Here is a 20581-nt window from a genome sequence, read left to right as displayed (position 1 = left end):
AGCCCTGGTTCAGAGTGCTTTCAGCACTTGGTGGTGGTCACGAAGTCCGGCAGCGGCGGATAGCCTTCGGACAGCGTCAGCACCTCGAAGCCGGTGTCGGTCACCACCACGGTGTGCTCCCACTGGGCCGACAGGCTGCGGTCCTTGGTCACCACGGTCCAGCCGTCGTTGCCCCAGTCCTTGATCTCGCGTCGGCCCAGGTTCAGCATGGGCTCGATGGTGAAGATCATGCCGGTCCGCAGCTCGACGCCGGTGCCGGGCTTGCCGTAGTGCAGGATCTGCGGCTCGTCGTGGAACACCTTGCCGATGCCGTGGCCGCAGTACTCGCGCACCACCGACAGGCCGTGCCCCTCGGCAAAGCTCTGGATGGCGTGGCCGATGTCGCCCAGGCGGGCGCCGTTCTTCACCTGCTGGATGCCCAGCCACATGGCCTGGAAGGTCAGGTCGCACAGGCGCTTGCCGGCGATCGTGCCTTCGCCCACGACGAACATGCGGCTGGTGTCGCCGAAATAGCCGGCATCGGTGATGACCGTCACGTCCACGTTGACGATGTCGCCCTTCTTCAGCGGCTTGTCGTTGGGGATGCCGTGGCAGACCACATGGTTCACCGAGGTGCACAGGTGGCCCGGGTAGGGCACCATGCCCGGCGGCTGGTAGCCGATGGTGGCCGACTTGGTGCCCTGGCGGGTCATGCATTCCAGGCCCAGGCGGTCGATCTCCAGCGTGGTGATGCCGGGGCGGATGTGGGGGGTGATGTAGTCCAGCACTTCCGACGCGAAGCGGCAGGCCTCGCGCATATGTCCAATGTCTTCGGCGGAATTGATTTTGATGCTCATGGCGGCGAATTATCCCACCCGGCCGATTGGCATGCCGGGGAACTGGCTTAGTCCAGGGAGGGGGCACAGTAGAATCCCGGGTTGCCGACGCGCGGGCGCACCGCCTTGCAGCAGTCTCTTTCTTTTCGATCTCCTTTTTCTCCTCCATAGGCCGCCACGTGACCTTGCACCTGATTTCATTTGCGGGTGGGAATGCCCTTAGCGCTTTTCGCGCCCAGCAACTGCAGACCGCGCTCGCCGCGATCCATCCAAAGATAACGGGCATTGCTGCCCGTTTCGTCCATCTGGTGGCCACCCAGACCGAGCCGGCCGCCGCCGGGCGCGAGCGCTTGCAGGCGCTGCTGACCTATGGCGACCCGTATGCCGGGCCGGAGGACGGCGTGGCGCTGTTCGTCACGCCTCGCCTGGGCACGATCTCGCCCTGGGCCTCCAAGGCGACCGACATCGCGCGCAACTGCGGTCTGGAGGTGTTCCGCGTCGAGCGCATCACCGAATACCGCATCAGCCTGAAGTCGGGCTTGCTCGGCGGCACGCCCGAGCTGAGCGCCGAGCAGACCGCACAGATCGCCGCGCTGCTGCACGACCGCATGACCGAATCGGTCTTCGCCACGCAGGCCGAGGCCGAGCAGCTGTTCTCCACACTGCAGGCCCAGCCCATGGAGTTCGTCGACGTGCTCGGCGGCGGCCGCGCTGCACTGGAGACCGCCAACAAGCAATGGGGCCTGGCCCTGGCCGACGACGAGATCGAGTACCTGGTCGATGCCTTCAAGGGCCTCAAGCGCAACCCCACCGACGTGGAGCTGATGATGTTCGCCCAGGCGAACTCCGAGCACTGCCGCCACAAGATCTTCAACGCCAACTTCACCATCGACGGCGTGGCGCAAGAGAAATCGCTGTTCGGCATGATCCGCAACACCGAGCAGCTCTCGCCGCAGCACACCGTCGTGGCCTATGCCGACAACGCCTCCATCATGGAAGGCCATGCGGTGGAGCGATTTGTAGCCAAATTCGACTCCAAGGCAGGCGCAGCAAGCGCGCCAAGCTATCAAAAGACGAGTGCCACCAACCATGTGCTGATGAAGGTGGAAACGCACAACCACCCGACGGCCATCTCTCCGTTCCCCGGCGCCTCCACCGGCGCGGGCGGCGAGATCCGCGACGAAGGCGCGACCGGCCGCGGCTCCAAGCCCAAGGCGGGCCTTACGGGCTTCACCGTCTCCAAGCTCTGGGGCAGCGAGGTCGGCAAGCCCGAGCACATCGCCAGCCCGCTGCAGATCATGCTCGAGGGCCCGCTGGGCGGCGCCGCGTTCAACAACGAGTTCGGCCGTCCCAACCTGACCGGCTACTTCCGCGAGTACGAGCAGCAGGTGGGCGACATCACCCGCGGCTACCACAAGCCCATCATGATCGCGGGCGGCCTGGGCATCATCGACGCGGATCTCACCAAGAAGATCGAATTCCCGGCCGGCACGCTGCTGATCCAGCTCGGCGGCCCCGGCATGCGCATCGGCATGGGCGGTGGCGCGGCCAGCTCCATGGCCAGCGGCACGAACGCGGCCGAGCTGGACTTCGACTCCGTGCAGCGCGGCAACCCCGAGATCGAGCGCCGTGCGCAGGAAGTCATCAACCACTGCTGGCAGCAGGGCGCGGACAACCCCATCCTGGCCATCCACGACGTGGGCGCCGGCGGCCTGTCCAATGCCTTCCCCGAGCTGACCAACGACGCGGGCCGCGGCGCGCGTTTCGATCTGCGCGCCGTCAAGCTCGAGGAATCGGGCCTGGCTCCGAAGGAAATCTGGTCCAACGAATCGCAGGAACGCTACGTGCTGGCCATCGCGCCCGAGTCGCTGGCGCAGTTCACCGCCTTCTGCGAGCGCGAGCGCTGCCCGTTCGCGGTGATCGGCACGGCCACCGAGGAGCGCCAGCTGGTGCTGGAGGACACGGCGGTCGCCGCTGGCGACCAGAAATTCCCCGTGGACATGCCCATGAACGTGCTGTTGGGCAAGCCGCCCAAGGTGCACAAGGACGTGGCGACCGTCACGCGCGAGCTGCCGGCGATCAACCTCGACGGCGTACCGCTGGAAAAGGCCGTGATCGAGGTGCTGGCGCACCCGACGGTGGCCTCCAAGCGCTTCCTCATCACCATCGGCGACCGCGCCGTGGGCGGCCTCACGCACCGCGACCAGATGGTCGGCCCCTGGCAGGTGCCGGTGGCCGACGTGGCCGTGACGCTGGCCGACTTCAAGGGCTTTGCCGGCGAGGCCATGGCCATGGGCGAGCGCACGCCGCTGGCGGCCATCAACGCCCCAGCCTCGGGCCGCATGGCCGTGGCCGAGGCCATCACCAACATGCTGGCCGCGCCCATCGAGCTGTCCAAGGTCAAGATGTCGGCCAACTGGATGGCAGCCTGCGGCGAGCCCGGCGAAGACGCCGCGCTGTACGAGACCGTGAAGGCCGTGGGCATGGAGCTGTGCCCCGCGCTGAATATCTCCATTCCCGTGGGCAAGGATTCGCTCTCGATGCGCACGCAGTGGAGCGAGAACGGCGCGGTGAAGAAGGTCACCTCGCCCGTCAGCCTGATCATCACCGGCTTTGCCTCCATCGACGACGTGCGCGGCACGCTCACGCCGCAGCTCGACGCCGACGAGGAGAACACCACGCTGGTGCTGGTGGACCTGGGCCGCGGCAAGATGCGCATGGGCGGCTCCATCCTGGGCCAGGTGCTGAACCAGTCCGGCAACGAAACCCCCGACCTCGACAACGCCAAGGACCTGGTCGCGCTGGTCGATGCCGTGAACGCGCTGCGCGCCAAGGGCCAGATCCTGGCCTACCACGACAAGGGCGACGGCGGCCTGCTGGCCACGGCCGCCGAGATGGCCTTTGCCGGCCATGTGGGCGTGGCGCTGAACGTGGACATGCTGGTCACCGAAGGCGACGGCATCAGCGACAGCCGCATGGAATCGGGCGACGCCAAGAACTGGGCGCAGCAGGTCAGCGGCCGCCGCGAGGAGATGACGCTGCGCGCGCTGTTCAACGAGGAACTGGGCGTGGTGCTGCAGGTGCGCACCAGCGAGCGCAACGCCGTCATGCAGACGCTGCGCGAGCATGGCCTCGCCACCTGCAGCCATTTCGTCGGCAACACGCGGCCGCTGTCCAGCAGCATCGACGTGGGCAAGGGCGAGCTGCAGGTCTGGCGTGACGCCAAGAAGGTGTTCGGCGCCAGCCTGTCCGACCTGCACCAGGTCTGGGACGCCGTGAGCTGGAAGATCGCCCAGCAGCGCGACAACCCGGCCTGCGCCGACAGCGAGCACGCCGCCGCCGGCGAGCCGTCGGACCCCGGCATGCACCTGCGCCTGGGCTTCGACCCGCAGGACAACCCGGCCGCGCCGTTCCTGAACCTCGCCGCCAAGCCGGGCGTGGCCGTACCGTCCCTGGGGGCAGCACGACCACGAGTGGCCGTACTGCGGGAGCAGGGCGTGAACTCGCACGTGGAAATGGCCTATGCCTTCACCGAGGCTGGCTTCGACGCCGTCGACGTGCACATGACCGACCTGCAGACCGGCCGTGCGCAACTCAAGGACTTCGCGGGCGTTGTGGCCTGCGGCGGCTTCAGCTATGGCGATACGCTGGGCGCCGGCATCGGCTGGGCCCGCTCCATCACCTTCAACGAGCGCCTGTCCGAGCAGTTCCAGCAGTTCTTCGGCCGCACCGACACCTTCGGCCTGGGCGTTTGCAACGGCTGCCAGATGTTCGCCGAGCTGGCCGACATCATCCCCGGCGCGCAGGACTGGCCGCGCTTCACGCAGAACCAGAGCAATCGCTTCGAGGCGCGCCTGTCCATGGTCGAGGTGCTGGAGTCGCCCAGCCTGTTCCTGCAGGGCATGGCCGGCAGCCGCCTGCCGATCGCCGTGGCGCACGGCGAGGGCTACGCCAACTTCAAATACCGCGGCAATGCCGGCAAGGCCATCGCCGCGATGCGCTACGTGGACAACCACGGCAAGCCCACCGAGCAGTACCCGTTCAACCCGAACGGCTCCGCCGGCGGCCTCACGGCCGTGACCACGGCCGATGGCCGCTTCACGGCCATGATGCCCCACCCCGAGCGCGTGTTCCGCAACGTGCAGATGAGCTGGACTTCGGGCGACCAGTCCGAGTTCAGCCCCTGGATGCGTGTGTGGCGCAACGCGCGCAAGTGGCTGGGGTGATGCCCTGTGGCGCCGCTCCTGCATGCCGGGGGCGGCGTCGCAAGGTTTTTGCTATTTAATAAATAGCTATTGGCGCTTGCTGTATAAGCGCTAGAGGCCAATTTTCCTTGATTGCTTGCGGATGGCGGCAGCCCGTCAGGCTGCGCCGGGTTCGAGGCCGAAGGCGGCTGGTGCCGGTGCGCGGCCCAGCTCGCGCAGCACCTTGAGCGCAATCGCCATGCCGGTGTTGCCCGCGGGCACGCCGGCGTAGACGGCGGTCTGCAGCAGCACTTCCTTGATGGTGTCCACGTCCAGCGGTGCGGCTTCCGCGTCGCTCGGGTCGGCCAGCAGGCCGGTGCGGATGTGCAGCTCGAACTCTTCCCAGCGCCCCATGGCGGCGGTGGTGGCCAACACCATGAGGCGGCGCGTGCGCCGGTCCAGGCCCGGGCGGCTCCAGACCTGGTCCCAGGCGTAGGAGGTGATCAGGCGCTGGAACTCCACGTTCAGCGCATTGGCGTTGGCGATGGACTGGTCCACCCAGGCGTCGCCGAGCACGCGGCGGCGGTTGGCGAGGCCTTGTTCGATGGAGTCGGGCGACAGGGGCATGGTTTCTATTCCTTCAGCAAATCGTGGCAGGCGGCAGCCGAGGCAAGGACGGCGCGCTGCAGGTCGGTGGCCTCGGCCAGCGCACGGCGGGCCTCGGGCTGGGCGGCATGCTGCATCAGCAGCTCGCTTAAGGGGCGCGATGCCGCCAGCGCGATTTCCGACTGCTGCGCCACCAGCGAGGCCGCCTGGTCCGCACCCACGAAGGGCGCCAGCGCCTGCGCCAGGCCTTCGGAAAAAATCACCTGCTGCAAGGCATCGATGTTCGCCTGCATGCGGCCCGCATGCACCTGCAGGCCCGAGGTGGCCAGCGCCAGCGCCTGGCAGGCCGCTATCGCATGCTGCCAGAGCGAGGCCCAGTGGGCAACCTCGGCCTGCCATTCGCCCAGCGCGCGTTCGTGCGCCTGAGCCATGCAGGACAGCAGCAGCGAGGCGATGTGCGGCACGGCCTGCGTCTGCGCGACGGCCTGCATGCAGTGCACGGGATTGCGCTTGTGCGGCATGGCGCTCGACGTGGCGCCGCGCGCGGCCTCGCTGATCTCGCCCACCTCGCACTGCGCCAGCAGCGCCCAGTCCTTGGCCAGTTTGGCGAGGCCGCCGCTGCAGACCGCGACTTCCATGGCCAGGCGCATCCAATGGTCGCGCTGCGTGTGCCAGGCGTGGCCGGCGGGGTGCAGCTGCAGGCGCCGGGCCAGCGCGGCCTCGAGCTTGGCGCCGTGCTGGCCGAAAGCCGCGCGGTTGCCGATCGCGCCGCCGAGCTGCACGCACAGCGCCGAGGCCGACAGGCCCCGCAGCGCCTCGCGCGAGCGCCGCAGCGCCGCCAGCGCCTGCGCGCACTTGAAGCCGAAGCTGGTGACCTGCGCCGGCTGCAGCAAGCTGCGCGCCAGCATGGGCGTCTGCGCATGCTCGCGTGCGAGGCGTTCGAGCGGTGCGCAGAGCGACTCCAGCGCCGACTGCAACTGCGCCAGAGCATCGCGCGTGAGCATGGCATGCGCGGTATCCACCGCGTCCTGCGTGGTCGTGCCCCAGTGCAGCCAGGGCAGCGCCTGCGGCGCGTGCGCGACCAGCCACTGCTGCAGCGGCCGGGTCAGCGCCAGGCCCACCGCGCCGCTGTGGCGGGCTTGCGTGGCAAAGCTGTCGCGGTCCAGCGCCACGCTGTCGCAGGCGAGGGTGATCGCATCGGCCGCGGCCTGCGGGATCAGCCCGCATTCGGCCTGCGCCTGCGCGAGCTGCGATTCAAAGGCGAGCAGGGCGGCCAGCCATTGCTCGTCGGTGAAGACGGCGGCCTCGGTCTGCGGCGCGAGGTAGTCCTGCATCAGGTACATGGCGGGCCTCAGACCTGCACCTTCGAGGCCTTGATCACCGCGGCCCACTTGGCGTTTTCGGCGCGCATGCGCTGGCCGTAGGCGGCCGCGTCGCCCAGCAGCGGCTCGGCGCCTTCCACGCCCAGCTTGGACTGGAAGGCCGGCGTGGCCGCCACCTGCAGGATCTGGCCGCCCAGGGCCTTCACCGTGTCGGCGGGCAGGCCCTTGGGCCCGAGGATGCCATAGGTCAGCGTGCTCTCGAATTTGGCCAGCTCGGGCACGCCCGATTCGGCCACGGTGGGCACGTCGGGCAGCAGCGCGTGGCGCTTGCCGCTGGTGATGGCCAGTGCGCGCAGCTTGCCGGACTTCACCAGCGCCATGGCCGAGGGGATCACGCCGAAGCTGAAGTCCACCATGCCGCCGACCAGGTCGGTGAGCGACGGCGCGGTGCCCTTGTAGGGCACGTGCGTCGCCTGGGCCTGCAGCTCGTGCATGAACAGCTCGCCCGTGAGGTGGCCGCCGGTGCCCGAGCCGCTGGAGGCATAGGTGAAGTGCCTGGACTTGTCGGTGCGCAGCGCCTGCGCGAGCTGCTTCACATCCTGGTAGGGCGACTGGGCCGGCACCACGAGCAGCAGGGCCGACGAGGCGAACATCGCCAGCGGCTGCAGGTCGGTGGCCGCATTGAACTTGAGCCCCTGGTAGAGCGATGGATTGATGGACACGGTGCCGGTGTGGCCGAGCAGCAGCGTGGTGCCGTCGGCCGCCGCGCGCACGACGAATTCCGTGCCCAGGTTGCCGCCCGCGCCAGGGCGGTTCTCGACGATCAGGTTGCGCTTGAATTGCTCGCCCAAACCATGCGCCATCTGGCGCGCGAACACGTCGTTGCCGCCGCCCGGGGCGAAGGGCACGATGAGGCGCACCACCTTGCCGGTGGCCTGCGCCCACAGGGGCGGGTGGGCGGCGCCGGCCAGCAGGGCTGTGGCCGAAGTGGCCAGCAGCTTGCGGCGCGAGAGCGGGAAATGCATGGGCGGGTCTCCTGGGGGCGGTTTTGGGGAATCGTGGATACCGAGTGTGCGGCAGGGCCAAGCCCGGTGCCGCTGGCATGCCTATCTTCAATTTGAAGAAAATGTGTTGAATGGAGACACGTTACCTGCACAATTTCTTGAAAGTCGTGAAGCTGGGCTCGATGTCCGACGCGGCGCGCGAGCTGGACCTGAGCCCTGCCGCCATCGCCCAGCAGATGCGCACGCTGGAGCGCGAGCTGGGCGCGGCGCTGCTGGTACGCCATGGCCGGCGCGTGCGGCCCACGGCGGCGGGGGAGCGGCTGTTCGAGAAGGGCCGGCACTTGGTGCAGGAGTGCGACGAGCTGCGCAGCTGGGTCGCCTCCGATGCCGACCAGGGCGAACTGCGCCTGGGCACGCTCAACACCGTGCTGCACGGCTTTCTGCCCGATGTGCTGCAGCGCTTTCTGCGGCTCCATGGCGGCGTGCAGGTCACTGTCCATGTCGATAGCACGCCCAAGCTCTACACCGAGCTGGCGCAGGACGAACTGGACGTGGCGATCTGCCTGAAGCCCGCGTTCGAGCTGCCCAAGACCATCTGCTGGTCGCCGCTGCGCGAGGAGCCGCTGGTGCTGCTCTGCCAGGCCCGGGATGCGCAGCTTCCGCCGCTCGACCTGCTGCGCACGCGCCCGCTGGTGCGCTACGACCGCGCCCTGGTGGGCGGCCGGCTGGCGCAGCGCTACCTCGAGGCCCACGACATCCGGCCCAGCGTCTGCCTCGAACTGAATTCGGTGGTTGCCGTGGCGATGATGGTGGAGCGGGGCCTGGGCATAGGGCTGGTGCCCGATGTGGGCGAAACCCTGGTGCGCGGCCGCGAGCTGCGCAAGCTCGCGCTGCCGCCCGTCAAGGGCCAGGGCGCCGCACAGCCGGTGCGCGAGCTGGGGCTGCTGTGGCAGCGCACCTCGCCGCGCCTGCGCTGGGCGCACAGCCTGATGGAATGTGCCAAGCAGGTGGTGCAGCAAGAAGATTCCGCGCTCAGTTGACGGTGATGTGGTTGGTCTTCACCACCTGCTCCCAGCGGGCGCGCTCGGCCGCGACGAAGCTGGAGAACTGCGCCGCATTGCTGCCCACGGGCGTGAGGCCGAGCTTTTCCAGGCCGCTCCTGGTGGCGGGCAGGGCCAGGGCCTTCTGCACCAGCTCCTGCAGCCGCGCGACCACGGCGGGCGGCGTGCCGGCCGGCACGAAGAAGCCATTCCACTCCTCGACCTCGAAGTCCTTGATGCCCGATTCGCGCACCGTGGGCACCTGGGGCAGCTCGGGCATGCGCTCGCGCGAGGATACGGCCAGCGCCTTGAGCTTGCCGGCCTTGACGTAGCTCAGGCTCGACGCCGCGTTGGCGAAATACACGTCCACCTGGCCGCCCATCACGTCGACGATGGCCGGCGCGCCGCCCTTGTAGGGCACGTGGATGGCATCGATCTTCGCGCCGATCTTCAGCAGTTCGCCCGCCATCTGCGCCAGGCTGCCCGGGCCGTAGGAGGCATAGGTGTGCTTGCCGGGCTGGGCCTGGGCGGCGCGCACGAAGTCGGACAGGTTGTTGTACGGCGAGGCCGGCGCCGCCACCAGGATGTTGGGCACGCGGATGGCCTGCGACACCGGGATGAAATCCTTGGCCGGATCGTAGGGCAGCTTGCGCAGCGCCGGGTTGATGGCGAACGACGAGGCGTCGTACAGCACGGTGTAGCCGTCGGCCTTGGCGCGGGCCACGAAGGTCGCGCCGATGGAGCCGCTGGCGCCGGCGCGGTTGTCGATCACCACGCTCTGGCCGGCCACCTGGCTCAGGCCCTGGGCGATGATGCGGGCCGCGTTGTCTGCGCCGCCGCCGGCCGAGAAGGGCACGACCACGGTGAGAGTCTGTTCGGGGTAGCCGGCGGCCTGGGCGGCGCCGCATGCCAGGGCCAGTGCGGCCAGCGTCAGGCAAAACTTCTTCATCTCATGTCTCCTCGTTTCAGTGAAATCCATAGAGTTGCGCCGCGTTGTCCACCAGCACTTGCTGGCGGGTGGCGGCATCGGGCACCCAGCGCTGCAGCAGGGCCAGCAGCTGGGCGGTGTCCGGCGGGTCAGCCTTTTCGGTCACGTGGGGCCAGTCGCTGCCCCAGACCAGGCGCTCGGGGGCCTCGCGCACCCAGGCCTGGGCCAATGCATCCACCTCGGGATGGCCGGTGCCGCCGTTGAGGTAGGGGCCCGAGAGCTTGACCCAGGCACGGCCCTGTTGCAGCAGGCTGCGAACCACGCCGAAGGCGGGGTGGCGCGTGCCTTCGCCAGCGGGCAGGCGCGCCATGTGGTCGAAGACGATGGCGCAGGGCAGGCGCTGCAGCAAGGCGTGCTGGGCCACGATCTGGTCGGCGCGCCAGTGCAACTGCACATGCCAGCCCAGCGCGGCCACGCGGCGGGCCAGCGGCTGCAACATGTCCAGGCTGACCATCGCGTCGCGGTCGGTGTAGAGCGAGAAGCGGATGCCGCGGATGCCGCCGTCGTGCAGCGCGCGCAGCTGCGCGTCGTCAACGTCCGGGCGCAGCACGGCGATGCCGCGCGTGTGCTGCGGCCCCAGCGCGCGGATGGCGTCGAGCGTGACGCGGTTGTCGGTGCCGTGCGCGCGCGGCTGCACGATGACGGCGCGCTGCAGGCCCAGGCGCTGGCGCAGCGCCAGGTAGTCGGCCGCGGTGGCGCCGGCCTGCATGGCATGCGGCGCCTCGGCCGCAAAGCGCGCATCGAAGACGTGCAGGTGCGCATCGCAGGCGCCGGCCGGCAGCGCGGGGGATGCCAGGCTCATGCACCGGATTCCTTCAGCGCCGCTGTGTGCTGGCCCAGCGTGGGCGCGGCAAAGGGCGCGGGGCCGGGCGTGCGGCTGAAGTCTATGGGGCCGGCAAAGCCGCGGTAGCTGCCCAGCGTCGGGTGCTCGAAGCGCTCGATCAGCCCCTCGGCCTGCACCTGGGGGTGGTCGAACATGTCCTCGACGGCGCGGGCCGCGGCGCAGGGCACTTCCTCGCCGAACAGGGCTTCCCATTCGAGCGCGGTGCGCGCGGCCAGGGCCTGGCGCAGCACGGGCACCAGCTCGGCATGGTGCTGGGCGCGCTTGCGCACGGTGTCGTAGCGCTCGTTGCTGGCCAGCTCGGGCAGGCCCACCTTGTGGCACAGCGCGGCCCAGAAGTGCTGGGTGTTGGCCGACAGGTACAGGTGCCCCGCCTTGGTGGGATGGATGCCGGTGATGCCGCCCGAGCGCATGTCGCGCCCGACCTCGCGCGGCTCGCCCTCGGCCCAGACCAGGCGCGCCGACTGCATGGTGAGCGCGGCGCGCAGCAGCGACACGCCCACATGCTGGCCCAGGCCGCTCTTCTCGCGCTCGTACAGCGCTGAGGCCACGCCGCCGGCCACCAGCGCGGCCGCGTAGTAGTCGACCACCGAGCCGTAGAGGATCTCGGGCGGGCCGCCGGCCTTGCCCTGCATGGCGCACATGCCGGTCAGGGTCTGCAGCACCTGGTCGTAGCCGGCCTTGGCCTTGAGCGGGCCCTGCTGGCCGTAGCCGGTCACGCTGCAGTAGATGAGGCGCGGGTGCAGCGCGGCGAGCTGCTCGAAGCCTATGCCCAGGCGCTCGGGCACGCCGGGGCGGAAGTTGTGCACCAGCACGTCGGCCTCGCGCACCAGGCGCAGCAGCGCGGCGTGGTCGGCCTCGTTCTTGAGGTCCAGCACCATGCCCCATTTGCTGCGGTTGACGCCGACGAAGGCGCGGCTCTCGGTCTCCAGCGTCGAGGGGTACTTGCGCAGGTTGTCGCCCACGGGCGGCTCGATCTTGACGACCTCGGCGCCCTGGTCGGCCAGCAAAGAGCAGCCGTAGGGCCCGGCGATGTAGGCGCTGAGGTCGAGCACGCGCACGCCGCTGAGCGGGCCGCGCGGGCCCTGGCGCTGGATGGATGGTTGGCTCATGATTCAGGATGAAATTGGCCGCTGGCGCTTATGTATCAAGCGCGAGAAGCTATTGTTTTTGATAACTCAATCGGCCACGATGTTGCGCGCCTTGGCCAGCGCCTGCCAGCGCTTCACGTCCTGCTCGATGGTGGCTGCGAACTGCGCCGGCGTGACCGGCGTGGCGATGGCGCCTTCGCGCAGGAAATTGGCCTTGATCTCGGGCTTGGCCAGCACCTGGTTCACCGCCTGGTTGAGCTGGCTGACGATGGCCGGCGGCGTGCCGGCGGGCGCGAGCAGCCCCCACCACAGGTCGAACTCGTAGCCGGGCACGACCGTGGCCATGGGCGTGAGATCGGGCGCGATCGGGCTGGGCGCGAGGCTGGTGATGCCGATGGCGCGCAGCTTGCCGTTGCGCACCATGGGCAGGATGGACGGGCCGCTCGAGATCATCAGCTGCACCTGGTTGCCGATCACGTCCGTCACCGCCGGGCCCTGGCCCTTGTAGGGCACGTGGGTGATGTCGAAGCCGGGCACCATGGAGCGCAGCAGCTCGGTGGCGAAGTGGTTCACGCTGCCGGTGCCCGAGGTGGCGTAGTTGTATTTGCCGGGCTCGGCCTTGACCACGCGCAGCAAGTCGGCCGGCGTCTTCGCGGGGAAGTCGTTGTTCACCGCCACCACGAACGGCCCCTTGGCGAACATGGCGACCGGCGCGAAGCTCTTGACCGGGTCGAAAGGCAGCTTGGTCTGCACGGCCGCGTTGGTGGTCATGCTCGACGACACCGCCACCAGCGTGTAGCCGTCCGGCGCGGCCTTGGCCGCCATGGCGGTGCCGGTGTTGCCGCTGGCGCCGGGGCGGTTGTCCACCACGATGGGCTGCTTGAGCAGGTCGCCCAGCTCCTTGGCCACCTGGCGCGCGAACACGTCGTTCGAGCCGCCCGGCGGGTAGGGCACGACCATGGTGATGGGCTTGGCTGGATAGGGCGCGTCGGCGGCGTGGGCGGGTGCCGAGACCGCTGCGGACACGGCAAGTGCGCAGGCAGCGATGGCGAAATGGCGACGGCTTGGCGTCATGGTTTGTCTCCTGTGTCTGGAATGGAAAAAACGGTTGGCGCTCACTCGCCCAGCAGGCCGGCAGCGCGCGCGCCGGCCACGATGGCCTGGGCACGCAGCACGAAGGGGCGGTCCACCATCTTTCCGTCGACCACGTAGGCGCCGACGGCCGCGTCGCTGGCCGCATCGGCGGCCTGCAGCACGCGCAGCGCCTGCGCGATCTCGGCCTCGGTGGGCTGGTAGACGGCGTTGGCCAGCGCGATCTGGCTGGGGTGGATGCAGCTCTTGCCCAGGTAGCCCAGGCGGCGCGACAGCTCGGCCTCGGCGCGAAAGCCCTCGGCATCGCGGATGTCGGCAAAGGCGCCGTCGTAGGCGAACACATCGGCCTCGGCGGCCGCCATGCGCATGGTGAACAGCGCTTGCTGCAGCGCGCTGGGCTCGCGGCGGTGCACGCCGTAGGGCTCGAACAAATCGCCTAGGCCCAGCTGCAGGCCGGCCACCGACGGGTGGGCGCAGGCCAGCGCGGCGGCGCAGCGCAAGGCCTTGGGGGTTTCGATGTTCAGCAGCAGGCGCGGCGGCTGTTGCACGCCATTGGCGCGGGCGGCCTCGGCAACCAGGGCCGCAGCCTCGGCCACGGCCTCGGGGCTCTCGGGCTTGGGCAGGTTGACCAGGTGCAGGCCGGGCTGCACCACGGCGGCGATGTCTGCGGCGAAGTGCGGCGTGTCCATGGCGTTCACGCGCACGATCAGGGTCTTGGCGTGGCCTTGCGATTCAGGGCTTTGCAGAAAGCCGCGCAGAAGGGCACGCGCCTCGTCCTTGCGCGGCTCGGCCACGGCGTCTTCCAGGTCGAAGGAGAGTGCATCGGCCGCGCTGGCCAGGGCCTTGGCGAACAGCTCGGGGCGGGAGGCGGGAACGAACAATTTGCTTCTCATCCAGCGATTGTGGACAGCAAACACCAAAGCAAAACACAGCTAATATTGCTTCAAACGATAGAAAAACTATGGAAACAAGCTACCTGACGAGCTTCCTGCTGGTGGTCGAGACCGGCTCCATGGCCGAGGCGGCGCGGCGGCTCAACATCACCGCGGCAGCGGTCGCGCAGCAGATCCACAGCCTGGAGCGCGAGTTCAGCGCGCCGCTGCTGGCGCGCGCGGGCCGTACCGTGCAGCCCACGCCGGCCGGCCACCGCCTGGCGCAAAGCGCGCCGGCGCTGCTGCGCGAGCTGGCCAATGCCAAGACGCTGGTGAACGACGCTGGCGCGGCGGGCGAACTGGTGATAGGCACCATCAACACCGCGCTGCACAGCCTGCTGCCCGACATCCTCTCGGGCTTTGTCGCGCGCTGCCCGGATGCGACGGTGTTCCTCGAATCGGGCACCACGCGCCAGCTCTACCAGGCCGTGCAGCAGGGCCGGCTCGATGCCGCCGTGTGCCTGTACCCGCCGTTCGCGCTGGCCAAGACCTTCGACTGGGCGCTGCTGCGCGAGGAGCCGCTGGTGCTGCTGGCGCCGCGCCGCCTCGCGCACATCGATCCGCACGAGCTGCTGCGCCGCCAGCCGCTGATCCGCTACGACCGCACGCTGGGCGGCGGCCAGATGGTGGAGCGCTACCTGCGCGCGGCGCAGATCGTGCCGCACGAGCGCTTCGAGCTCAGCTCGCTGGTGGCGATCGCGATGATGGTGGACAAGGGCCTGGGCGTGGCCCTGGTGCCCGACACCGCACTGGCCTGGCCCGACGGCCAGGGCGTGGTGCGCCTGGCGCTGCCGCAGATGCAGACGGAAGTGCGGCGCTTCGGCGTGATCTGGCTGCGCGCCTCGGCCCGGCTGCCGCTGATCCACCACCTGGTGGACTGTGCCCGCGCCGTGGTGGCCGAGCGCGGCGGGACACAGGCGCCGCCGCGGTAACGCCCGGTTACGCGGGGGCAGGGCCTGGGCCGTCATCCATTGCAGGCATGATGGCGGACATTTCAAACCGGAGGAGATGCGATGGCGAGTGCAGGCCTTTTGATGCTGCTGGACGATATTGCGGCGCTGCTGGACGACGTGGCCCTGATGACCAAGACCGCGGCGGGCAAGAGCACCGCGATCCTCGACGACGTGGCCACCCAGACCAAGGTGGCCGTGCAGAAGACGGCCGGCGTGCTGGGCGACGACCTGGCGCTCAATGCCGAGCAGGTCACCGGCGTCAAGGCCAACCGCGAGCTGCCGGTGGTCTGGGCCGTGGCCAAGGGCTCGCTCATGAACAAGGCCATCCTCGTGCCGGCGGCGCTGCTCATCAGCGCCTTCGCGCCCTGGCTGATCACGCCGCTGCTCATGCTGGGCGGCGCCTTCCTGTGCTTCGAGGGCGTGGAGAAGATCCTCGAACTGGTGCACAAGCGCCGCCAGCATGGCGTGCCCGAGGTGGTGGCCGATGCCGGCGAGGCCGAGCAGCGCGGCGTGGCGCCGTCGTCGGTGCGCGCCGCGCACGAGAAGCAGATGGACCCGGTCGAGTACGAGAAGCTCAAGGTCAAGGGCGCCGTGCGCACCGACTTCATCCTCTCGGCCGAGATCATGGCGATTGCGCTGGGCACGGTGTCGGCCAAGCCGCTGGCGGAGCAGTTCGCCGTGCTGGTCGCGGTGGCGCTGGCCATCACCGTCTTCGTCTACGGCCTGGTGGCCTGCATCGTGCGCATGGACGACGTGGGCGAATGGCTGATGCGCAAGGCCAGCAGCGCCGCGCAGGCGCTGGGCCGCGGCCTGATCGCCTCCACGCCGTGGCTGATGCGCGGCCTGTCCATCGTCGGCACGGCCGCCATGTTCATGGTGGGCGGCAGCCTGCTGGTGCATGGCATGGGGCCCATCGAACACTGGATCGAGCAGACCCTGGTGCCCATGGGCGGCGTGGCCGCTTTCCTGGGGCCCGTGCTGGTGCATGTGGTGGTGGGCGCCATCATTGGCGGCATCGTGGTGCTGGGCGTGGAGCTGTGGCACAAGCTGCGGCCGGGTAAGGCGGTGCACTGAAAAAGCATAGCTAGCATTCACTGTGGTGTGGCGCATTGCGCTGCATCAGCGGCAGGGCGGACGTGGTCACAGGGCAACGTCCGCCTTTTTCATAGGCGGGTTGCCGGAAGGGGTTGACCTGGGACAAACCCGCGGGGGAGGGGCTTTGCTTCAATCAAGTTCATGGAGTGCACGCTGCTCCACGACTTTCTTGAAGGAACAATAGATGAAAAAGACCCTGATCGCGATTGCAGCCGCTGCCAGCGCCCTTGCCGCCGGCCCGGCCCTGGCCCAGACCGCCGACGGCACCAGCCCGTGGATGGTGCGCGTGCGCGCCCTGCACCTGGACAGCGCCAACAAGGACAGCACCGGCCTCGACCTGTCGATCAACAACAAGTGGATGCCCGAGGTCGACGTCTCGTACTTCTTCACGCCCAACCTCGCGGCCGAGCTGGTGTTGACCTATCCGCAGAAGCACGATCTGCGCGCCGGCGATGCGAAGATCGGCTCGCTCAAGCACCTGCCGCCCACGCTGCTGGCGCAGTACCACTTCACCGGCTTCGGCAACTTCAAGCCCTATGTGGGCGCGGGCCTGAACTACACGCGCTTTTCCAATGTGAACCTGCCCGCCGGCGTGGACGTGGACCGCAACAGCTGGGGCGGCGCGCTGCAGCTCGGCATGGACTACCGGCTGTCGAAGAATCTGTACCTGAACGTCGATATCAAGAAGGTCCAGATCCGTACCGACGTGAGCGCGGCGGGCAGCCGGATCGGCCGCTTCAAGGTCGATCCGGTGCTGGTGGGCGTGGGCCTGGGTTGGCGCTTCTGAACTCCTGAAACAATAGCTGCTGGCGCTTGCTGTATAAGCGCCAGACGCCGATTTCATTGAGAAACCGGTGCCTGGGAGAAGCGCTGCTGTCCTACCCGCAGGTCAGTGGGGACTGCTACGCTGGAGGCTTCGTGGGTTGAGGAGAGCCAGCCATGCTCCGTACCGTTGACGATGCCGCGCCGCCCGCGGTGGTGGTGCCGGCCCTGCTGGCCGCGCGCGCCGATCTGCTGCAGGGCCTGCAGCAGCCGCAGGCGCGCATTTCGCCCAAGTACCTGTACGACGCGCGCGGCTGCGAGCTGTTCGAGCAGATCACCCGCCTGCCCGAGTACTACCCCACGCGCACCGAGGCCGCCATCCTCGCCGACGCCGGGCCGGACATGGCGCGGGCGCTGCGCGGCTGCGAGGTGCTGATCGAGCTGGGCGCCGGCAACTGCGAGAAGGTGCGCGCGCTGTGCCGCAGCCTGAGGCCGCGCCACTTCGTGGGCGTGGACATCGCCGGCGACTTCCTGCGCGAGGCGGTGCGCCGGCTGGCCGACGAGTTTCCGGGCCTGGATGCGCGCGCGGTGCAGGCCGACATCACCGGCCCGCTGCAGCTGCCGCCCGACTTGGCGCGCCGCGGGCGGCTGCTGTTCTACCCCGGCTCGTCCATCGGCAACTTCGACCCGGCCGATGCGCTGGCCATGCTGGAGCGCATGCACGGGCTGCTGGGGCCGGACGGCGGATTGCTGATCGGCATCGACCTGCCCAAGCCACGGCAGTGGCTGGAGCCCGCCTACGACGATGCCCAGGGCGTGACGGCGCGCTTCAACCTGAATGTGCTCAGCCATGTGAACACGCTGCTGGGCAGCGATTTCGACCCGGGCGACTGGGCCCACCACGCCTTCTTCAACACCCGCCATTCGCGCATCGAGATGCACCTGCGCGCGCGCCGGCCGCTGGCCGTGGCCTGGCCGGGCGGCGGGCGGCGCTTTGCCGAGGGCGAGACCATCCACACCGAGAACAGCTACAAATACCCGCTGCCGCGGTTCCAGGCGCTGCTGGCCGAGGCCGGCTTCGGCGCCTGCCAGGCCTGGACCGACGAGCGGCAGTGGTTTGCCATGGTGCACGCCCATGCCTGACCTCGCTTCACCCGTACTCGCCCAACGCTTCGACGCCGTCCGCCAGCGCACGCTGCGGCTGGCCGCGCCGCTGTCGGCCGAGGACGCCTGCGTGCAGTCCATGCCCGACGCCAGCCCGGCCAAGTGGCACCTGGCGCACACCACCTGGTTCTTCGAGACCTTCGTGCTGGGGCAGGAACTGTCGTTCGACCCCGACTTCCGCGTGCTGTTCAACTCGTACTACCAGCAGGTCGGCGACCGCCATCCGCGCGCGCAGCGCGGCCTGCTCACGCGGCCGCCGCTGGCGCGGGTGCTGGACTACCGCACCGCCATCGATGCGCGCATGCATGCGCTGCTGGCGCGCGAGCTGCCCCTGCCGCTGGCCGAGATGGTCGAGCTGGGCCTGCAGCACGAGCAGCAGCACCAGGAGCTGCTGCTCACCGACATCAAGCACCTGCTGTCGTGCCACCCGCTGTGGCCGGCCTACCAGCCGCTGGATGCCATGCCCGAGCCGGTGCCGCAAGCCGTTCCCTTGACTTGGCTGCCGGTGGCGCCCGGACTGCAGGAGATCGGCCACGCGGGCGCCGGCTTTGCCTTCGACAACGAGCGGCCCCGGCACCCGGTGTTCCTGGCCGGTTGCGAGATCGCCAGCCGGCCGGTGAGCAATGCCGAGTTCCTGCGCTTCGTCGAGGCCGGCGGCTACGCCCAGCCGCAGTGGTGGCTGGCCGAGGGCTGGGACTGGTGCTGCGCGCAGCGGCTGGAGCACCCCTGGTACTGGCGCAGGACCGGCCAGCCCGAGCAGACCACGGCCGGCTGGCAGGAGTTCAGCCTGCACGGCGCGCTGCCGCTCCTCGATAACCGCCCCGTGGCGCACCTGTCGTACTACGAGGCCGATGCCTTTGCGCGCTGGGCCGGCGCCCGGCTGCCGACCGAGGCCGAGTGGGAAGTGGCCTGGGCGGCCGCGATGGCGGGCCAGCCGGGGCAGGAGTCCTTGCACCCCGCCGGCATCGCGGGCGACGGCCTGGGCCTGGTCTGGGAATGGACCCAGTCGTCCTACGCGCCGTACCCGGGCTTTCGCATCGCCGACGGCGCGGTGGGCGAGTACAACGGCAAGTTCATGGTCAACCAGTACGTGCTGCGCGGCGGCTCGTGCCTCACGCCACCCGGCCACGCGCGCGCCAGCTATCGCAACTTCTTCCCGGCGTCGGCGCGCTGGCAGATGACGGGGCTGCGGCTGGCGCGGAACCGGTAGCGCTCATGCGGTGGGGCGAGCCTGCGCGCCCGCGTCTGCAGCCAGCTGCCTTTCCGCACGGACGATGCCCAGCGCCGCGGCGCCAGACAGCAGCGACGCGACCAGCATCGTGCCCAGCACGGCCCCGTGCGCATGTGCCGGCTGGACGACCAGGCCCGAGAGCAGCGAGATGAGGCCGGCGCCGGCCACCGTCAGCGCCGAGGCCAGGCCCGATGCCGTGCCCGCCAGCCCGGGGTGGATCGACAGCACCCGGGCGTTCGCCGCCGGCATCGTCAGGCCGTTGCCCAGGCCCACGGCCATGCAGGGTCCGAAGAAGGCGAGGGGGTGCGTGGCGCCCAGCGCAGCCAGCCCCAGGCCCAGCAGCAGTCCCAGGCCGGTGAGCGCCCGCCCGGCGACGATGAAGCCGGTGGCCGTGCAGCGGCCGCTGGCATGCCCGACCACATAGCTGCCGAGCATGAAGCCGGCCGGCACCAATCCCATGTAGAGCCCGAGCACCGTGCCCGATGCCAGGCCGAGCTGCGCCGCCACCAGGGGCGCGCCGCCGAGAAAGGCATACAGCGTGCCGATCGCGCAGGCCATGCAGGCGGCATAGGCCCAGAACCGCGTCGAACGGGCCAGCTCGGCATAGCCGCGCAGCTGCCGCGCGAAGGTGCTGCTGCGGTGCCGGTGGGTCTCCGGCAGGCCGAAGACCGCCAGGCACAACGCCGCGGCGCCGAGGCCGGCGAACACAAAGAAGTTGGCACGCCAGCCGAAGTGCGCATCCAGCGCCCCGCCGATCGCCGGGCCGACCATGGGCGCCACCGCCCACGCGGAGGACAGGTAGCCGATGCGGCCCGCCACCATCCGCTCGTCGCAGGTGTCGCGGATCGCCGCGAGCGACACGGCATACCCGGCAATCACCACGCTCTGCAGGCACCGGAACAGCAGGAAGCTGCCGATGCTGCCGGCCAGGCCGCAGCCCAGCGAGGCCAGCGTGAAGATGGCCAGCGCCGCCAGCGCGACGGGCCTGCGCCCGAAGCGGTCGGACAGCGCACCGGCGGCGAGGTGCGCGAAGGCGGTGGCAACGGCATAGCCCGCGACGGCCAGGTTGGCCAGCGCGAAACCGGCGTCCAGGTCCTCGGCAATGCGCGGCAGCGACGGCACGAACATGTTCAGCGGCAGCACGGCGAGCGCGGACAGGAAGATCAGGATCGAAAGGCGCGGCGTGGCGGGCGAGCCGGGTGGCGTGGAAGGGGGCATGGCGGTTGAGTCCTGGTGCACGGCGCCGCTGCGGCAAGGGCGGCAGCGCCCATGGGGATTGCGGGAGAGGCCGCCCGGTGGGTGGTGCAACCTCGGTCTGCCCGTGCTGGGTTCAACAGGATTCAACGCATCGCCGGCCCTGGTGGTGCGGGCCGGCAGGCAGCGAGCCGGTGGGAGGTCGCTGAGTCGGGGCGTTTCGCGGCCCATCATAGTGCATCCGCTGGATGGACAGCCACCGTCAAA

General features: G+C 69.6%; 17 protein-coding genes. 7 read left to right on the top strand and 10 right to left on the bottom strand.

Annotated elements, in window-relative coordinates:
* Positions 1 to 20: 20 nt before the first annotated feature.
* The gene (gene map, locus ACYVKR_RS13055) at positions 21 to 836 is read right to left on the bottom strand and encodes a type I methionyl aminopeptidase (protein ID WP_460481345.1); all 816 of its coding nucleotides are present in this window, start codon (positions 834 to 836) and stop codon (positions 21 to 23) included.
* Positions 837 to 994: 158 nt separating this feature from the next.
* Between map and purL the strand changes: the two genes are divergently transcribed.
* Positions 995 to 5041 (top strand): phosphoribosylformylglycinamidine synthase, encoded by a 4047-nt coding sequence (purL, locus tag ACYVKR_RS13050; RefSeq protein WP_460481344.1) that lies wholly within the window; start codon positions 995 to 997, stop codon positions 5039 to 5041.
* Positions 5042 to 5176: 135 nt separating this feature from the next.
* Here purL and ACYVKR_RS13045 read toward each other — a convergent pair whose 3' ends face one another.
* Genes ACYVKR_RS13045 through ACYVKR_RS13035 form a run of 3 tightly spaced genes read right to left on the bottom strand, consistent with a single transcriptional unit; the run spans position 5177 to position 7952 of the window.
* On the bottom strand, positions 5177 to 5626 hold the full coding sequence (locus tag ACYVKR_RS13045; RefSeq protein ID WP_460481343.1) for a carboxymuconolactone decarboxylase family protein: 450 nt from the start codon (positions 5624 to 5626) through the stop codon (positions 5177 to 5179).
* A 5-nt stretch (positions 5627 to 5631) separates the two neighbouring features.
* Complete coding sequence (locus ACYVKR_RS13040) at positions 5632 to 6948, bottom strand: lyase family protein (protein WP_460481342.1); 1317 nt, start codon at positions 6946 to 6948, stop codon at positions 5632 to 5634.
* A gap of 8 nt (positions 6949 to 6956) precedes the next feature.
* Positions 6957 to 7952, bottom strand: a complete 996-nt coding sequence (locus tag ACYVKR_RS13035; RefSeq protein WP_460481341.1) for a Bug family tripartite tricarboxylate transporter substrate binding protein — start codon at positions 7950 to 7952, stop codon at positions 6957 to 6959.
* Positions 7953 to 8062: 110 nt separating this feature from the next.
* On the opposite strand from ACYVKR_RS13035, the gene ACYVKR_RS13030 reads away from it, so the two are divergent.
* The gene (locus ACYVKR_RS13030; protein ID WP_460481340.1) at positions 8063 to 8971 is read left to right on the top strand and encodes a LysR family transcriptional regulator; all 909 of its coding nucleotides are present in this window, start codon (positions 8063 to 8065) and stop codon (positions 8969 to 8971) included.
* Here the strand turns inward: ACYVKR_RS13030 and ACYVKR_RS13025 are convergent.
* From ACYVKR_RS13025 to ACYVKR_RS13005, 5 genes are all read right to left on the bottom strand, one after another.
* Positions 8964 to 9920: a tripartite tricarboxylate transporter substrate binding protein gene (locus ACYVKR_RS13025; RefSeq protein WP_460481339.1), complete on the bottom strand. Its 957-nt coding sequence runs from the start codon at positions 9918 to 9920 to the stop codon at positions 8964 to 8966. The genes ACYVKR_RS13030 and ACYVKR_RS13025 overlap by 8 nt on opposite strands.
* Positions 9921 to 9936: 16 nt before the next feature.
* Positions 9937 to 10761, bottom strand: coding sequence for an amidohydrolase family protein (locus ACYVKR_RS13020; RefSeq protein ID WP_460481338.1), 825 nt, complete (start codon positions 10759 to 10761; stop codon positions 9937 to 9939).
* On the bottom strand, positions 10758 to 11912 hold the full coding sequence (locus ACYVKR_RS13015) for a CoA transferase (protein WP_460481337.1): 1155 nt from the start codon (positions 11910 to 11912) through the stop codon (positions 10758 to 10760). Before ACYVKR_RS13015 ends, ACYVKR_RS13020 begins: the two co-directional genes overlap by 4 nt.
* A gap of 66 nt (positions 11913 to 11978) precedes the next feature.
* Positions 11979 to 12965: a tripartite tricarboxylate transporter substrate binding protein gene (locus tag ACYVKR_RS13010; protein WP_460481336.1), complete on the bottom strand. Its 987-nt coding sequence runs from the start codon at positions 12963 to 12965 to the stop codon at positions 11979 to 11981.
* Between the two features lie 41 nt (positions 12966 to 13006).
* Entirely contained in the window at positions 13007 to 13876 is an 870-nt protein-coding gene (locus ACYVKR_RS13005; RefSeq protein WP_460481335.1) for an HpcH/HpaI aldolase/citrate lyase family protein, read from the bottom strand.
* Between the two features lie 68 nt (positions 13877 to 13944).
* Between ACYVKR_RS13005 and ACYVKR_RS13000 the strand changes: the two genes are divergently transcribed.
* The 5 genes from ACYVKR_RS13000 to egtB all read left to right on the top strand — a co-directional run bounded on the left by ACYVKR_RS13000 (position 13945) and on the right by egtB (position 19099).
* The gene (locus ACYVKR_RS13000; protein ID WP_460481334.1) at positions 13945 to 14847 is read left to right on the top strand and encodes a LysR family transcriptional regulator; all 903 of its coding nucleotides are present in this window, start codon (positions 13945 to 13947) and stop codon (positions 14845 to 14847) included.
* A gap of 81 nt (positions 14848 to 14928) precedes the next feature.
* On the top strand, positions 14929 to 15942 hold the full coding sequence (locus tag ACYVKR_RS12995) for a DUF808 domain-containing protein (protein ID WP_460481333.1): 1014 nt from the start codon (positions 14929 to 14931) through the stop codon (positions 15940 to 15942).
* Positions 15943 to 16147: 205 nt separating this feature from the next.
* Positions 16148 to 16750 carry an OmpW/AlkL family protein gene (locus ACYVKR_RS12990; RefSeq protein WP_460481332.1) on the top strand — a complete coding sequence of 201 codons (603 nt, stop codon included), beginning with the start codon at positions 16148 to 16150 and terminating at the stop codon, positions 16748 to 16750.
* A 152-nt stretch (positions 16751 to 16902) separates the two neighbouring features.
* Positions 16903 to 17868, top strand: coding sequence for an L-histidine N(alpha)-methyltransferase (gene egtD / locus ACYVKR_RS12985; protein ID WP_460481331.1), 966 nt, complete (start codon positions 16903 to 16905; stop codon positions 17866 to 17868).
* Positions 17861 to 19099: an ergothioneine biosynthesis protein EgtB gene (egtB, locus tag ACYVKR_RS12980; RefSeq protein ID WP_460481330.1), complete on the top strand. Its 1239-nt coding sequence runs from the start codon at positions 17861 to 17863 to the stop codon at positions 19097 to 19099. Before egtD ends, egtB begins: the two co-directional genes overlap by 8 nt.
* Positions 19100 to 19102: 3 nt before the next feature.
* Here the strand turns inward: egtB and ACYVKR_RS12975 are convergent, their stop codons facing one another.
* Complete coding sequence (locus ACYVKR_RS12975; RefSeq protein WP_460481329.1) at positions 19103 to 20338, bottom strand: MFS transporter; 1236 nt, start codon at positions 20336 to 20338, stop codon at positions 19103 to 19105.
* Between the last annotated feature and the right edge of the window lie 243 nt (positions 20339 to 20581).

The organism is Comamonas humi (genome assembly GCF_054782535.1).
The sequence above is the reverse complement of the archived record's forward strand: the minus strand, read 5'-3'. Positions and strand labels throughout refer to the sequence as shown.

Bases quoted from the DNA above. Each gene is read 5' to 3' on its own strand.
- ACYVKR_RS13035 (WP_460481341.1), bottom strand. From the start codon at position 7,952: ATGCATTTCCCGCTCTCGCGCCGCAAGCTGCTGGCCACTTCGGCCACA.
- ACYVKR_RS13005 (WP_460481335.1), bottom strand. From the start codon at position 13,876: ATGAGAAGCAAATTGTTCGTTCCCGCCTCCCGCCCCGAGCTGTTCGCC.
- map (WP_460481345.1), bottom strand. From the start codon at position 836: ATGAGCATCAAAATCAATTCCGCCGAAGACATTGGACATATGCGCGAG.
- egtB (WP_460481330.1), top strand. From the start codon at position 17,861: ATGCCTGACCTCGCTTCACCCGTACTCGCCCAACGCTTCGACGCCGTC.
- ACYVKR_RS13025 (WP_460481339.1), bottom strand. From the start codon at position 9,920: ATGAAGAAGTTTTGCCTGACGCTGGCCGCACTGGCCCTGGCATGCGGC.
- ACYVKR_RS12990 (WP_460481332.1), top strand. From the start codon at position 16,148: ATGAAAAAGACCCTGATCGCGATTGCAGCCGCTGCCAGCGCCCTTGCC.
- ACYVKR_RS13010 (WP_460481336.1), bottom strand. From the start codon at position 12,965: ATGACGCCAAGCCGTCGCCATTTCGCCATCGCTGCCTGCGCACTTGCC.
- ACYVKR_RS13000 (WP_460481334.1), top strand. From the start codon at position 13,945: ATGGAAACAAGCTACCTGACGAGCTTCCTGCTGGTGGTCGAGACCGGC.
- egtD (WP_460481331.1), top strand. From the start codon at position 16,903: ATGCTCCGTACCGTTGACGATGCCGCGCCGCCCGCGGTGGTGGTGCCG.
- ACYVKR_RS13020 (WP_460481338.1), bottom strand. From the start codon at position 10,761: ATGAGCCTGGCATCCCCCGCGCTGCCGGCCGGCGCCTGCGATGCGCAC.
- ACYVKR_RS13030 (WP_460481340.1), top strand. From the start codon at position 8,063: ATGGAGACACGTTACCTGCACAATTTCTTGAAAGTCGTGAAGCTGGGC.
- ACYVKR_RS13040 (WP_460481342.1), bottom strand. From the start codon at position 6,948: ATGTACCTGATGCAGGACTACCTCGCGCCGCAGACCGAGGCCGCCGTC.
- ACYVKR_RS13045 (WP_460481343.1), bottom strand. From the start codon at position 5,626: ATGCCCCTGTCGCCCGACTCCATCGAACAAGGCCTCGCCAACCGCCGC.
- ACYVKR_RS12995 (WP_460481333.1), top strand. From the start codon at position 14,929: ATGGCGAGTGCAGGCCTTTTGATGCTGCTGGACGATATTGCGGCGCTG.
- ACYVKR_RS12975 (WP_460481329.1), bottom strand. From the start codon at position 20,338: ATGCCCCCTTCCACGCCACCCGGCTCGCCCGCCACGCCGCGCCTTTCG.
- ACYVKR_RS13015 (WP_460481337.1), bottom strand. From the start codon at position 11,912: ATGAGCCAACCATCCATCCAGCGCCAGGGCCCGCGCGGCCCGCTCAGC.